The sequence below is a fragment of the Zoogloea ramigera genome (assembly GCF_006539865.1).
Lineage (GTDB): Bacteria > Pseudomonadota > Gammaproteobacteria > Burkholderiales > Rhodocyclaceae > Zoogloea > Zoogloea ramigera.
Map to the genome: position 1 here is coordinate 25,430 of NZ_BJNV01000049.1, position 14,091 is coordinate 39,520.

Below are 14,091 nucleotides of genomic sequence, written 5' to 3' on the forward strand. Positions count from 1 at the left end.
CGGGCTTCGTGCCCTCCCTGCCAGGATTCCCCGTGTCCGACCGCCTCAAAGTCACCGCCCAATACCTCATCCCCAAGCAGGCGCTCACCGTGCTGGCCGGCAAGCTGGCCAGCGCCCGGGCCGGCGGGCTCACGACGCGGGTGATCCGCTGGTTCGTCGGGCGCTACGGCGTGAACATGGCCGAGGCCGCCAACCCCGACATCGCCAGCTACCCCAGCTTCAACGAATTCTTCACCCGCCCGCTCAAGCCCGGCGCCCGCCCGCTGGCCGACGCCGACTACATCTGCCCCGTCGACGGCGCGATCAGCCAGTTCGGCCGCATCGAGCGCGACCAGATCTTCCAGGCCAAGGGCCACAGCTACTCCACCCACGCCCTGGTGGGCGGCGACCGCGACCTGGCAATCCAGTTCCAGGACGGCGAGTTCGCCACCCTCTACCTCAGCCCGCGGGACTACCACCGCATCCACATGCCCTGCGACGGCCGCCTGACGCGGATGATCTACATCCCCGGCGACCTCTTCTCGGTGAACCCCACCACTGCCCGCGGCGTGCCCGGCCTGTTCGCCCGCAACGAGCGCGTGGTTTGCGTCTTCGAGAACGACGCCGGCCCCTTCGTGCTCACCCTGGTGGGCGCCACCATCGTCGGCAGCATGGCCACCGTGTGGCACGGCCAGGTCAACCCGCCGCGGCCAGGCACCATCAAGGAATGGGACTACGCCCCCGGCGAGGTCGTGCTCAAGAAGGGCGACGAGATGGGCCGCTTCCTGCTCGGCTCCACGGTGGTGATGCTCTTCCCCAAACGGCGCCTGCGCTTCACCGACGCCTGGGCGCCAACGCGCCCGATCCGCATGGGCGAGGCGATGGGGAGCCGGGTGATGCCGGGGTAAAACTGCGCTGGCCGGCTCGCAAGGCAACGCAGGGCCGCACCAAGTTTACTTGCCCCCCACAGGTGGGCGGGCTGGGCAGCGCGGCCCTGGGGGTGCTCACTCGCCCTCGGCCGGTTCAGTCCGGTAGATCCGTGATCTACCATCGCGGGCGACTGAAGTCGCCCCTACAACAGGCCTACAGGCCGCCACAACCCGCCCCACCGAAACCCACGCCCGGAGGCCCCATGCGCCCGCTGCCGTTGATCGTCATCGCCCAGCTCTTCGGCACCTCGCTGTGGTTTTCGGCCAACGCCGCCGGCGGCGACCTGATGGCCGCCTGGGGTCTGCAGCCGGCCGACCTGGGGCGGCTCACCAACGCGGTGCAGCTGGGCTTCATCCTCGGCACCCTGGGTTTCTCCCTCACCGGCCTCGCCGACCGCTTTGCGGCCAGCCGCATCTTTGCCGTCTGCGCGCTGCTGGGCGCCGCCGCCAACGCCGCCTTCGCGCTCCTCGCCGGTGGCATGGACAGCGCCCTGCCGCTGCGCTTCATGGTCGGGCTGGCCCTCGCCGGGGTGTACCCGCTGGGCATGAAGCTGGTCGTCAGCTGGGTGCCCGAGCAGGCCGGCGCGGCGCTGGCCTGGCTGGTCGGCATGCTCACCCTCGGCACCGCGCTGCCCCACGGGGTGCGCTACCTCGACACCGGCTGGGGCTGGCAGGCCACGGTGCTGGTGTCGTCGGGGCTGGCGTTGCTGGCCGCCGCGCTCATCGCCCGGCTCGGCGACGGGCCCCACCTCAAGCGCAAGGCCGGCGCGCCACCGCTGCGCCTCGGGCGCGTCATCATGGCCTTCGCCGACCCGCGCTTCCGCGCCTCGGCCTTCGGCTACTTCGGCCACCAGTGGGAGCTGTATGCCTTCTGGACGCTCGTGCCGCTGCTGGTCGGCCAGGCGGGTGGCGGTAAAGTGTCGGGGCCGGCCTTTGCGGTCATCGGCATCGGCGCCGTGGGCTGCGTGGCCGGCGGCTACCTCAGCCGGCGCATCGGCAGCGCCCGCGTGGCGGCCATCGCGCTGCTCACCTCGGCCGCCTGCTGCGCGGCCTACCCGCTGCTGGCCGGCGGCGCCAAATGGCTGCTCGGCGCGCTGATGCTGGTGTGGGGCGCCAGCGTGGTGGCCGACTCGCCACACTTCTCGGCGATGTCGGCCAAGGCCTGCCCGCCGGAGATCGTCGGCAGCGCGCTGGCCTTCCAGAACGCCATCGGCTTCGCCATCACGATGGCCTCCATCGCCCTCGTCACCCGCCTGTGGCCCACGCTGCACGAACAGGTCGCCTGGCTGCTGCTGCCCGGCCCGCTGCTCGGCCTCGCCGCCCTGTGGCCGCTGTGGAAGCCCGGCGCCAAGATCAATTGAAACGACCATGATCCCGATCCGCTACGTCGAACCCGTCTACCGCCCGCCCTCCGAGGCGCAATCGCTGATCCTGCCCGTCACCGACGGCTGCTCGTGGAATGAGTGCACTTTCTGCGAGATGTACCAGGCCCCGCAGAAAGCCTTCCGCGCCCGCAGCGAAGACGAAGTGCTGGACAGCCTGCGCCGCACCGGCGAGCGCTACGGCAGCCAGATCCGCCGCGTCTTCCTGGCCGACGGCGACGCCCTGGTGCTGCCCACCCGGCGCCTCCTCACCATCCTCGAGGCGATCCGCCGGCACCTGCCGGCGGTGCATCGCGTCTCCAGCTACTGCTTGGCCCGCAACCTCAAGAAGAAGAGCGTCGCCGAGCTCACCGAGCTGCGCGCGGCCGGCCTCAGCATGGCCTACCTGGGCGCCGAATCAGGCGACGACGAGGTGCTCGCCCGGGTTAGCAAGGGCGAAACCTTCGACACCACCCGCGACGCCCTCGACAAGCTCGGCGCGGCCGGCATCACCCGCTCGGTGATGATCCTCAACGGCCTCGGCGGCCAGCAGCTCAGCGCCCAGCACGCCGACAACTCCGCCCGCCTCGCCAACGCCACCCAGCCCGAATACCTTTCGACGCTGGTGGTCAGCTTCCCCAACGGCGAGGCGCGCTTCCGCGCCGGCTTCCCAGGCTGGGAGCCCCTCGATCAGCACGGGCTGTTCGTCGAGATGGAGCGCTTCCTGTCGCAGCTGGAGCTGAACCGCAGCGTGTTCAGATCGGACCACGCCAGCAACATCCTGGTGCTTAAGGGCACCCTCGGCGCCGACAAGGCGCGGCTGCTGGAACAGGTGCGCCAGGCCATCGCCACACCCGAGGCGGCGCCGCTGCGGCCGGAGTGGGCGCGAGGGCTGTGAGACAGCGGAAGGATTGAGCAAACCAGGGCGGCGCGCGCCCTTCAACCCAGTTCACACCAGCACGATCGTGTCGCTGTAGCGCGCCACCGTGGCGTCGTGGGTCAGCAGGCGCAGCGGCTCCACGAGGGCCTGCGCCACGAGCAGCCGGTCGAAGGGGTCGGCGTGATGGGTGGGCAAGCCCTCGACGGCTGCCGCATGCTCAGGCTCGATGGGCAGCAGGCGATAGCCGGCCTGACGGAAGTAGCCCAAGGCCTCCTCCCCCGAAACAGGCATATCCCCACGCCCGAGGCCGTGCTTGATGGAAATCTCCCAGACCGTCGCCGCGCTGATCCAGACGGTGCTGCGCGGCGCCAGAATCAGATCGCGTGCCCGGCCCGAGAGGCGCGGGCTGTCGGTGATCGCCCACAGCGCCACATGGGTGTCGAGCAACAGATTCATCGCGCCCCGCCACCGGCAAGGAGCGCCGCCACCTCGGCATTGCACCCGTCGATGTCGTCGGGCACTTCAAACGCGCCCTTCGCCACCCCGATACGCACCGCGGCCTGGGTAACATTGAAGGGGACGAGGCGGGCCGCGGGCTTTCCGTTGCGGGCGATGATGATCTCACGCTCTTCCCCCGCCTCCAGGGCCTCGACGAGACGGGACAGGCTCGACTTGGCCTGAAGCATATTCACGGTTTGCATCTGATGCCCTCGTTGATCTGCAGCCGCTCGGGCTGGTTCACTCTAGCCAGGTTCAGGATAGCCCCCCGGGCTACGCTCAACAAGGCTCAGAACGCAAACCCGCCCCACGCCTCCCGTGGGCTGCGCGAGCGCGGGGGGCTTGTAGCGAGCGCGCCGCACAGCCCGCTGCCAGCCCTGTCAGCGATGCTATTCTTAAGAGGTTAAACCTAGCTTGAAACAAGGAGCGCGGCCGTGAACGCTTACGACAAAGACATCAACGCCTGGGCCCAGGAGCAGGCTCGGCTGTTGCGTGCCGGGCGCTTCGAGATGCTCGACATTGAACACATCGCCGGGGAGATCGAAGACGTGGGCAAGAGCGAACAACGCGAACTCGCGAGCCGTATGGCCGTCCTGCTGGCGCACCTGCTCAAGTGGCAATATCAGCCCGAACGCCGGGGCGCGAGCTGGGAGAAGACCATCAAGGCCCAGCGCAAGGAGATCGCCTACGCCCTCGACGAATCACCGAGCCTCGCACCCAAGCTCCAGGAAGCCCGCTGGCTCGACATGGTGTGGGCGCGGGCCGTGGCCCAGGCCGTCGCCGAGACGGGGCTGGACTGCTTTCCGGAAGAATGCCCGTGGGCAGTAGCGGACGAAGTGCTGGCCGCAAGCTGGCTTCCGGCGGCTTCGCGGTAAGCCACGCCCACCGAAACGCAGGGCCGCCCCGAGTTTCCTTGAACCCCGACGGGGTGCGGGCTGGGCGGAGCCCGGCCCTGGGGGACGCTCAGAACGGAAACCCGCCCCACGCCTCCTGCCGGCGGGCGGGGCGGATGCTTTTCAGCCAGGCCTTCAGGGCCTTGAGGTCGGCGCTGAGCGCCAGCTCGCCATCCAGGCGGCGGATCTCGCCGTCCAGCGCGGCCACGTCGGCATCCACATGCTGCAGGAGCGCCTTGGGTGTGATCCGCCCGCGCAGGTTGAGCTGCTGGCGCAGGTCGTACTCGATGCCGTTGATCTCCACTTCCAGATCCTGCAGCTGGGCGCGCAGGATCTGCTGATAGCGCTTCAGCCGCTCGGGCGCCAGCCCGGCCAGGTGGGCGCTGTCGATCTGTTCGATCTCGATCTGCAGCTCCAGGAGGCGCAGCAGGTTGTTGGCCTGGTAGGCCTCGTTCACCCGCTGCATCAGCGCCGTCTTGCGCTGCCGCTCGGCCGGGTCGGGCTCGCGGTCGGGGTGCAGCGCGCTGGCCAGCTTGCGGTACACATCGCGCACCGTCTGGCTCATGGCCTTTTCTTCGGCGGCCTGGCGCGCCTCGCGGGCCTGCTGGCGGGCCGACGGGCGCCGGGGCGGCGCGCTGGCGGGCGCACCGTCGTCGTCCTCGCCCGCCGCCTCGGCCCGGGCGCGCATCTGGGCTTCCAGCTCGGCCGCCACGGCCTCGGGCGAGCGCATGTCCACGTCGCCCCCCAGCTCGACCCCGAAGATGCCCGCCAGCATCGCCTTCAGCTCGGCGTCGGCGGCCTCGGTCTCCGCGTCGTAGTCGGTGCCGCCGTGCTCGTTGTAGAGGGCCTTCATCTCGGCGTCGTCGCGGGCCTGCAGCACCCCGGCGGCCAGCTCGACGATCAGCATCGACAGCTTGCGCCGCTCGGCCGCGGTCACCCCCTTCTGGCCGTGGGCCGCGTGCAGCGCGCGGGCCAGCCCGGCCTGCACCTCGGCCAGGCGCGTCTCGCGGGGCAACAGCTCGCCCGCGCAGCGGCGCTGGAACACCACCAGCGTCTCGCGCCACCCGGCCAGCTTCCTGCGCGCCTTGTCGAGCTTGGCGACCAGGTTGTTGAAGGCCTTCTGCTCCTTGCTGAGGGGCGCCTCGGTGGAGGTAAGCACCAGGCCGGTGATGGCCGGCGCGGGATCGTCGGAGAAAAGAGGGAGAGTCATCGCGATGAGATAAGAGGCAAGAGTCGGATGGGGCCAGACCACCGCGGGGCGGTGCAGTGGCTGGAAGGCCCTTGGGAATCGGCGGCGTATTTTAGCGCGGGTGCGCTACGGCCTCACGCGCGCGGTGCTTGCGCGCTGCAGTGCGCTGTTGCCTCGATGTTGACGCCTGTTACTTCGATGTGGAGGCCTCTTGTCTTTATGTTGTCGGCTGCTTCATCGATATTCATAGCTGTTTCCCATGAAAACAGCGCTGCACATAAGGGAAAGAGCTATGGTGATAAACAAAACAGGCCTGCTACATCGATATTCATAGCTGTTTACCGTGAAAACAGGGCTGCGCATAAGGGCAACAGCTATCGTGCTAAACAAAACAGGTCTGTTTTCACGATGTTGTCGCCTGTTGCCACGATGTCGAGGCGGCCTGGCTTGAACAAGCGGGCTGTTGATCGAGCTACGAGGGGGCAATAACACCCAGGGCCCTTGCCTCGCTGAGCACCCGGCCGCGGAGCAGCGGATGCAGCGACGCCACCGTCACCACATCCACATGGCGGCCAAGGAGCGCCTCGGCGTCCATCAGCAAGGCCCCGAGCGCCAACATTCTGACAGGCTCGGACTGGCCGGGCTCCGGCTCGACGAGCAGATCCACATCGCTGTCGGGCCCCGCATCGCCCCGCGCCATCGAGCCGAACACCTTGATCGAGCGCATGCCATGGCGGCGCGCCAGGGCGAGGAGTTGGGCACGATGGGCTTCGATGACGGGATGCATGGTGGCGGGGGAAGGATGGGGCTCGGCTTCATTCTCCCCGGCGCGCGGGGATCGGGCAAGAGGTGGGGGGTGTGACGTGCCCGCCCCGCCAGCGTCGCCCTGCAGCCCCGTCCCGGCGCTGCAGGGCGGGCCCCTCCGGGGCCGAAACCCCGGTCACGCGTCCCGCGTGCCCGCCGCCTCCGGCGGGCGCTCCGCGCCAGGGCTTGTGGACCTCAGGAGGAGACGAAAGCCCTGGTCGTGGTCGCGCCTGACCCGGCGCCCGGTGCGGCGGCAGGCAGCGCGCAGCCCGTGCGGGCCGCCGATCCACGACCCGCCGCGCACGACGCGCGGGGCATCTTTACCGTCACCCGTCTCGCCCCGCGGATTCTCTCGTGGACTGCCGTCGTAGGACCGAGGCCCGTCCGCGCACCATTCCCACACGTTGCCGTGCATCTGGTACAGGCCCCAGGCGTTCGGGGTGAAGGATTTCACCGGCATCGTCTTCTGGCGATATTCGCCGGTCGGGCCGCCGTTGTAGGCGACGGAGGCGTTGTAGTTGGCCTGCTCGGGGGTGATCGTGTCGCTGCCCCAGTTGAAGGCCGTCTCCGTGCCCGCACGGCAGGCGTATTCCCATTCCGCCTCGGTCGGCAGGCTTGCCGCCAGCCCGGGCAGAAGCCTCTCCAGGCGGCGCAGGAAGCCGCCCTCGCCCGCCACGTCGTCCCAGCTCACGTTCTCTACGGGGTTGTGCGGGTCGTCCTTGAAATCGCTCAGGTTGTCCCCCACCACCGCTTCCCACACCGCCAGCGAACACGCCGTCTCCGCCAGCCAAAAGCCCTCCGTCAAGCGAACCACGTGCTGCGGGCCTTCGTCGCCCGACCGCTCCGGCTCACCCTCCGGCGAACCCATCAAGAACTCGCCCGGCTCGATCCAGCGGAAACGCTGCACCGGCCCGCCGATCACCACCTCGATCCACAGGCCGTACTGGTCATCCCCCCACGCCGACGCGCCGGCCGGCGGAAAGGCCGACGGCCAGCGCTGGGCTTCGGGGGGGTAGGAAAGATCGGCACGGCAGAGCTGGGTAGCGGCTTGGCTCATTTCCTACCTTTACGCTTGGATTTAGGCCGCTTCGCCACGGGAATCTTTGTCCGAAGTTCTGACCACTGGACAGGCCCTTTACTGTCTTCACTACCTGTGATGACGTTCAAGACATAGTCAACGTAGCTCGATCGCGGATCGCGGCTGAGTAAACCTTTACTCACCCCATCCACCTTCGGGGCCGCCAGCGCCACCGGCGGATGCTCCGCGCCGGGGCTCGCGGACCTCAGTAGGAAACGAAAGCCCTCGTCGTCGTCGCGCCAGTCCCGAGACCACGGGATGCGGCAGGCAGCGCGCAAAAAGTCCGGGGCGCTGAACCACGACCCGCCGCGGAAGACGCGCGAGGAGTCCTCCTCATCGCCCGTCTCGCCCCGTGGATTCACCTGCGGCGTACCGTCATAAGCTCGAGCCCCATCCGCGCACCACTCCCATACGTTGCCGTGCATCTGATAAAGGCCCCAGGCGTTCGGGGTGAAGGATTTCACCGGTACCGTCTTCTGGCGATATTCGCCGGTCAGACCACCGTTGTAGGCGGTGGAGGCGTCGTAGTTGGCCTGCTCGAGGAGCAGCGTAGCACTGCCCCAGTTGAACGCATCCTTCGTACCCGCCCGACAGGCGTATTCCCATTCCGCCTCCGTCGGCAGGCTTGCCTCCACCCCGGGCAGCAGCTTCTCCAGCCGGCGCAGGAATCCCCCCTCACCCGCCACATCATCCCAGCTCACGTTCTCCACCGGGTTCTGCGGGTCATCCTTGAAGCGGCTCGGGTTATTCCCCATCACCGTCTCCCACACCGCCTGCGAGCACGCCGTCTCCGCCAGCCAGTAGCCCTCCGTCAGCCGAACCACGTGCTGCGGGCCTTCGTCGCCATCCCGCTCCGGCTCACCCTCCGGCGAACCCATCAAGAACTCGCCCGGCTCGATCCAGCGGAAACGCTGGGTGGCGTTGCCGAACGGCACGTCGAGATAGAGGCCGTATTGAAGATCGGCGCCGAGTCGCATACCTTCTTGCCCAATCAGCTTCGGCAAAGCCTGAAACGCCCGCGGCCCGGGTGGCCAGCTGCCCTGCCACGCCTCCGACACCCATGGCGTGGCGTGCAGCCGCACTTCACCACCCAGCGGTGACGGCGCCTGGGCGTACAAGCCTTCGGCATCGAAACCCCATTCCCGCGCCCACGAGGGGCGGGGCAGCAGGCCAAGCTGCAAGATCTGATCACCCGCCCGCAGCGTGAAGACCGCGCCGGCCGGGGCATCGCCGAGGCGCAGCTCCCGCACCCCATCATCTCCCGGCGCCTCCAGCCAGTCGCGGACGGTGCCGTCCTCCCGGAACCACTCGAAACGGCCCGCGATGTGGACTTCGGACCCGGCGAGCCGCCCTTGTGGAGCTTCGCGCCACTCCCCGGTCCTGGCGTCGAGGTATTTCGAACCAAACTGAAGCGCCCTGTCCGGTGGCCCGCGATCGGGGGCCTGCTCGATGAACAGCCGCCCATCCCGCTGGGCGAGGTGGTAGTAGAACGGCCGAGGCTGCGCGATCCAGGCTGCATCGATGTCTTCCGATCGCAGGCCCTGCGGGATGGACTCTTGACCCGTCATCAGCCACAGGCGCGCCAGGGCCGGCGAGTTGTCACGGCACAACGCCGTATCGCCCCCTTGCCGATACAGCAGATCCCGCGCGTATTCCGCCACATCCCCCAGCCCCGCCCCGGCGCTGGCCGCCGCGCGGGGCAGCCAGGCGGCCGCCTCCGCCATGCGCTCGGCGGGCTCGCCCGGTGGGGCGTCGCGGCCGGTGTGGGCGCGCCAGATGAGGGCTTCGACGGTTTCGGTGGCGCGGCCGCGGTGAGCGTGGGTGGCGAGCATGCGGCGCAGGATCTCGTCCTGGGCGGCGGCGTCGAGCGCCGCGAAGCGCGCCCGGTAATTGGCTTGGCGGGCCCGGGCGATCTCGCAGAAGCGGTAGCCCGCGGTGACGGCGCTCGGGTGGCCCCACACCAGGGCCTCGAGGCCGGGCTCGGCGGCGGTGTCGGGATGCATCAGGCGCAGACTGCGCAGGAGCGCCGGCTCGACGCGCACGCAGCAGGCGAGGCGGGTGAGGAGGCTGTCGAGGGCCACGGCGGGCAGCGGGGGCGCCTCGGCGCAGCGGGCCGGGCGCAGCGGGTGCAGATCACCGCCGAGGCAATGCACGCGGGCGTGGAGGGCGGCTTGGCGGCTGACGAGGCGCGGCGACAGGGGCAGCCAGGCGACGGGGTCGGCGCCGCCGTCCCGCAGGCGGCGGCAGAACCCCACCCAGGCCGCCTCCTGCCCACGGCTGGGGGAGAGCAGGCCCAGATCGCCGAGGATGAGCACCGGCGTGCCCGGCGGCGGCACCGGGATGCGCCCGCGGACGCCCTCCTCCACCCCACGGCCGCGGCGGGTCCACAGCACCGCGTCGGGGGATTCGCAGACCACCCACAGGTGCAGGCTGGCCGCGCCGTAGAGGCGCGTGACCTCACCAATGATCTGATCGAAGTCGGTGTCGTAAGGCAGCAGGCGCTGGGCCCGGTCGAGGACGACCCACACTTCGCCGCCACTGCCCGGGCGGCTGCGGCGGGGCAAGCGGCGGATGTTCTCGGCGCGGGCGAGGCGGCGCACCAGGGCCGGCACGTCGAGGCCGCCGGCCCCGGGCCGGGCGAGAGAGCGGCGCAGCGCCGGCCACAGGCGGGTGCGCGGCACGAGGGGCAGGATGGGCGCCTCTCCGAGCCGCCGCGGTTCGCAATCGGCGGCGGTGAGAGGCTGATGGACGGGCGTGGGGCGAGGCGCCGGGGCGGGCGGGGTGCTGGCCTGCAGCACGACAAAGAAGCGCGCCTGCAGCGGCGGGCGGCGGGCGGGCTCCGGGGCGGGCGTGAAGGCAGGCTTCGGCTCGTCGGGGGGCTCGCTCTCTTCATCGGGAACGGCGTCGACATGCACGGCCACGACCTCACCGGGCTGGGGGTGGAGTTCCAGCCTTTCCGCAAGGCGGCGCAGTTCTTCGTACGGCACCTCGCTTGCACGGGTGCCATGGGTGGCAGCAAGCAGGCGCAGCAGGTCGGCCCGGCCGGAGTGGGGCAGGCTGGCCATTCAGCCCACCAGCGGCGCGTCGGTGGCGCCCATGCGCTGCCGGGCCTGGCTGGGCTGGTGGGCCGGGCTGGTGGTGTCGCTCACCTGGTGCTTGAGGTAGCCGTAAGCCGACAGGCGGGTGAGCCAGGCTTTCTGCTGCGCTGTGCGCACGGCGGCATCGGTCTCGTGCTCGAAGAGGGCCTCGAGGGCGTAGAGCAGGTCCAGATATTCGGCAAGGCCGGGCTTGGGGCGGTTGAGGCTCTCGACGGCCCGGCGGTCGGTGACCAGCTGGTCGGCGGCGGCGCGGAGGATGGTTTCGTCGATCAGCGCCAGCTCTCGGCCCGCTTCATGCAGCTGCCGGCCGAAGTGGGCCTGGCCACGCTCAACCAGCCAGGCGGCGTAATCGTCGCCGGCCGCCAGGCTGAGGACGATGCAGCGGCGCCGGAAGGCTGCGGGCAGATCGCGCTCTTCGTTGGTGGTGATGATGATCAGCGGGGCCCGCACCGCCGGCCCGCCGATGGGCTCGGTAACCGGCTCGACCTGAAAGCTGCGCTGGGCGAGGACGTCGAGCAGGCTGTTGGGCAGGTCGCTGTCGGCCTTGTCGATCTCGTCGATCAACACGACGTGGCCGGCGGGCTTGCGACCGCGTTCGGCGACGGGCATGAAGGGCTGCGCCGACTCCCAGCCGAAGGCCCGCCACAACACACCCGGCCGCCAGTAGCGATGCCGGTCGAGCCGCTTTGCGCCGGCCTGGGCATCGGCGAGGCGCCGCACTGCGTCGAAACGGTAACGCAGCTCGTGGGGCTCGAAGCGGGGGTGGATGGTCTCGGCGTGCAGGCGCCAGCCGAGCCACTCGGCGGCGGCGCGGGCCAGCTGGGTCTTGCCGGTGCCCGGCTCACCCTGCACCAGCAGGGGCCGGCCGGCGGCGTAGGCGAGGCGCAGGGCGTCGATCTCGGGCTGGGACCACTGGTGCCAGGCTTCAGCGCAGGCGTCGGTGGCAGGCAGGCGGCAGACCTGGCCGGCGCGAAGCTCGGCGAGGCGGGCCAGGGCGGGCTGCGGGGAAGGGGCGGAGGTCATGGGGTGGCTTTCAGGAGATCCAGCTCACGATGCCCGGCCAGGCTGCGGCCAGAGCCATCGCCGCGGGGGCAAGTTTTTCGACGATGGTGCTGCCGTTCTCCACCGCCTCGGCGCCCTGCTTGAGGCCGTCGAGGCAGCGCTTGACGAGCTTCGCCTGGCCGTCGTCGGGCTTCCCGGTCTTCACCACCTCGTGGACATCCTCGAGGTCGGCCAGCAGCTGCTTCTTCTGGGGTGTGGCATCGGGCAGCGCCACGATGGCCGCGCGCAGGGCCTCGAAGGAGACACCGACGGCCTGCCAGGTGGCGGGAGCGTGGTTGATGATGTCGCGGGCGGCCTGCTGGGCGTGATCACCCGTGGAGACGTTGGCCACTGGCGCGTGAAAATGCAGGTTCGTAGTCCGGCCCTCAAGCCCGTTTTTGTATTGATTACCCATTTCCTTGCTCTCCTGTTCCCTGATTGTGCATGTCACCCCCGGCTTGTTTGGTGTTGTTACCGGTAGAGACGTTGCCCACCGGCGCGTTAAATACCAATGTGGTGCCACCCTCAACCCCGTCTTTGTATTGCTCACCGGTCTTCTTGGTCTCCTGTTCCCGGTTGCTTGATGCGGCGAAGGCCGCGTTGAAAGCCTCTGAGAGTTCCCCAAGCACCCGCTCCGCCCAATCTGGTATCTCAACGTCGCATCCCGCCCGGAAGAACGTAGGCAATGCAAACGACGCCAGATAGTCTTGCAAAGCCTTGCGCTTATCGTCTTTCTCGTACTCGTTTTCAGCTTCGACGCGCAGCACCGGGTCTACCCCCAGCATTTTGCGGATCTTGGCTTGAAGAAGACCACGCCGGGCATTGAAGTAGGCATCGCCAATCGGGCCCACAGCCGCCGGAGTCGGAGTCGGAGTCGCGTCAGTGCTACTCAAGCGCCGCAGAGCAACCAGTGCTTCGGCATGAACCAGCCCGTAGCCGGTTTCGCCAGGACGGTTGAATTCGCTCGCGGGAGGATTGGCGTCGACGACATTCAGCGGGTCACGCGAGCCAGCCTTTAAGCTCAGGCCGAACCCCAGCCGGGCGGCAGCAAGCACACAGGAAAGTAGTCCGTCCTGCGGCCATACGGGCTCATGCCGGAGGGCTACGTACCGGCGCTCAGCCTCGACGGCCCTCACATAGCACTCCGAAAGCGCCATCATCAGGCGTAACGATGCCTGGCGCACCTTATCAACTACCTGATCCGAGGTGCCCGATATGGCAGGCATGTCCTCAAAAGCGCTCGCCATGCACGCCAGATGCGCGGCACAGACGTCGATATCTTTCTCGCGGGTCAGCCCCAGCACCGCCCCTATCGTAAGCGGGTCCGGCAACCCTGCTATCGGAAGGCTTTCGCTCAAGGCGGCGCCATCCCGAAACAGCACCGCCTCGTTCTCGACAAGGTAGTCGCGCAGCATGGCCTGCAGCACAGACCCACCGCCGCCCTCAGCCACGCTGCCCGGAAGATCGCCTGCGTCCATGTCGCCCCCTCGTTGAATGCCCAAAGTGTAACCCCACTTCCACCAGGCATTTCACGCCCCTGCCCCACGCAGCATAATCGCCTACCCATTCCGAGCACCGCCGCCATGCCCCACCAAACCCACCTCACCTTCACCACCCGCCCCCGCGCCACCCTCGACATCACCGCCGACGTGGCCGCTGCCGTACGCGCCTCGGGGGTTCGCTGCGGGCTGGCCCATGTCTTCGTGCAGCACACCAGCTGCTCGCTGCTGATCACCGAGAACGCCGACCCGGACGTGCGGCGGGACCTGGAGACGCTCTTCGCCCGCCTTGCGCCGGACGGTGACCCGGCCTACCGGCACGACCTGGAGGGCGACGACGACATGGCGGCCCACGCCCGCAGCGTGCTGTCGGGGGCCAGCCTGACGATCCCGGTGGGCGACGGGCGCCTGCTGCTGGGCACCTGGCAGGGGGTCTTTCTGTGGGAGCACCGCACAGCCAGCCACGCCCGGCGGGTGGTGGTGACGGTGATGGGCTGAGGCCCGCCGCAGCGCCCCGCCCCCAAGCCCGTCACAGCCGCCCGGCCGCCTGGATGCTATGCTCGCCGGGTCCGCTGCCGGTGCTGCTGCCCCGGTGGCCCTGCCGTTGTCCGGAGCCCGGTTCCATGAAACAAGAATTCACCCTGCGCACCCTCGGTGTCGCCATTGGCCTGGCGCTGGCTGCGCCGGCCCTGTTCGCCCAGGCGCCCGTCGCGGCGCCCAAGCCCGTCTCGCCCCCGGCGGCCGTGAAGCCCGCGGCGGCCTCGGTCACCGCCTCTGCCGCAACGCCTCCCGCAGCCCAGCCCAAGCCGGCCCCGGGCGTGGCGGCGACACCCGCGGCGCCC

General features: G+C 69.5%; 14 protein-coding genes and 1 pseudogene. 6 read left to right on the forward strand and 9 right to left on the reverse strand.

Annotated features, from left to right (window positions below; all coding sequences use genetic code 11):
- The first annotated feature begins 32 nt into the window (after nt 1-32).
- From asd to ZRA01_RS13785, 3 genes are all read left to right on the forward strand, one after another.
- Entirely contained in the window at nt 33-887 is an 855-nt protein-coding gene (gene asd / locus ZRA01_RS13775; protein WP_141353163.1) for an archaetidylserine decarboxylase, read from the forward strand.
- Nucleotides 888-1,111: 224 nt separating this feature from the next.
- Nucleotides 1,112-2,269: an MFS transporter gene (locus ZRA01_RS13780; RefSeq protein ID WP_141353165.1), complete on the forward strand. Its 1,158-nt coding sequence runs from the start codon at nt 1,112-1,114 to the stop codon at nt 2,267-2,269.
- Between the two features lie 7 nt (nt 2,270-2,276).
- On the forward strand, nt 2,277-3,167 hold the full coding sequence (locus ZRA01_RS13785; protein ID WP_141353167.1) for a radical SAM protein: 891 nt from the start codon (nt 2,277-2,279) through the stop codon (nt 3,165-3,167).
- A 51-nt stretch (nt 3,168-3,218) separates the two neighbouring features.
- Here ZRA01_RS13785 and ZRA01_RS13790 read toward each other — a convergent pair whose 3' ends face one another.
- Together ZRA01_RS13790 and ZRA01_RS13795 are read right to left on the reverse strand one after the other, a co-directional pair.
- Nucleotides 3,219-3,605, reverse strand: coding sequence for a type II toxin-antitoxin system VapC family toxin (locus ZRA01_RS13790; protein ID WP_141353169.1), 387 nt, complete (start codon nt 3,603-3,605; stop codon nt 3,219-3,221).
- Complete coding sequence (locus tag ZRA01_RS13795; RefSeq protein ID WP_141353172.1) at nt 3,602-3,850, reverse strand: type II toxin-antitoxin system Phd/YefM family antitoxin; 249 nt, start codon at nt 3,848-3,850, stop codon at nt 3,602-3,604. Before ZRA01_RS13795 ends, ZRA01_RS13790 begins: the two co-directional genes overlap by 4 nt.
- Nucleotides 3,851-4,081: 231 nt before the next feature.
- Here ZRA01_RS13795 and ZRA01_RS13800 point away from each other — a divergent pair, with 231 nt between their 5' ends.
- Nucleotides 4,082-4,522, forward strand: a complete 441-nt coding sequence (locus ZRA01_RS13800) for a DUF29 domain-containing protein (RefSeq protein ID WP_141353174.1) — start codon at nt 4,082-4,084, stop codon at nt 4,520-4,522.
- Between the two features lie 88 nt (nt 4,523-4,610).
- Here the strand turns inward: ZRA01_RS13800 and ZRA01_RS13805 are convergent, their stop codons facing one another.
- From ZRA01_RS13805 to ZRA01_RS13835, 7 genes are all read right to left on the reverse strand, one after another.
- On the reverse strand, nt 4,611-5,750 hold the full coding sequence (locus tag ZRA01_RS13805; protein WP_141353176.1) for a J domain-containing protein: 1,140 nt from the start codon (nt 5,748-5,750) through the stop codon (nt 4,611-4,613).
- A 451-nt stretch (nt 5,751-6,201) separates the two neighbouring features.
- On the reverse strand, nt 6,202-6,516 hold the full coding sequence (locus ZRA01_RS13810) for a nucleotidyltransferase family protein (protein WP_141353178.1): 315 nt from the start codon (nt 6,514-6,516) through the stop codon (nt 6,202-6,204).
- A 153-nt stretch (nt 6,517-6,669) separates the two neighbouring features.
- On the reverse strand, nt 6,670-7,590 hold the full coding sequence (locus tag ZRA01_RS13815) for a formylglycine-generating enzyme family protein (protein ID WP_141353180.1): 921 nt from the start codon (nt 7,588-7,590) through the stop codon (nt 6,670-6,672).
- A complete protein-coding gene (locus ZRA01_RS20880) occupies nt 7,587-10,676 on the reverse strand; it encodes a formylglycine-generating enzyme family protein (RefSeq protein WP_218028727.1) in 3,090 nt (1,029 codons plus the stop codon). Before ZRA01_RS20880 ends, ZRA01_RS13815 begins: the two co-directional genes overlap by 4 nt.
- Nucleotides 10,677-11,732, reverse strand: coding sequence for an AAA family ATPase (locus tag ZRA01_RS13825; RefSeq protein WP_141353182.1), 1,056 nt, complete (start codon nt 11,730-11,732; stop codon nt 10,677-10,679).
- A 10-nt stretch (nt 11,733-11,742) separates the two neighbouring features.
- Nucleotides 11,743-12,165, reverse strand: coding sequence for a hypothetical protein (locus ZRA01_RS13830; protein ID WP_141353184.1), 423 nt, complete (start codon nt 12,163-12,165; stop codon nt 11,743-11,745).
- Complete coding sequence (locus ZRA01_RS13835; RefSeq protein WP_141353186.1) at nt 12,158-13,228, reverse strand: hypothetical protein; 1,071 nt, start codon at nt 13,226-13,228, stop codon at nt 12,158-12,160. The genes ZRA01_RS13830 and ZRA01_RS13835 overlap by 8 nt, the downstream gene beginning before the upstream one ends.
- A gap of 105 nt (nt 13,229-13,333) precedes the next feature.
- Between ZRA01_RS13835 and ZRA01_RS13840 the strand changes: the two genes are divergently transcribed.
- Complete coding sequence (locus tag ZRA01_RS13840; protein ID WP_141353188.1) at nt 13,334-13,747, forward strand: secondary thiamine-phosphate synthase enzyme YjbQ; 414 nt, start codon at nt 13,334-13,336, stop codon at nt 13,745-13,747.
- A 125-nt stretch (nt 13,748-13,872) separates the two neighbouring features.
- Nucleotides 13,873-14,091, forward strand: a pseudogene (locus ZRA01_RS13845) (hypothetical protein); the annotation flags it as partial.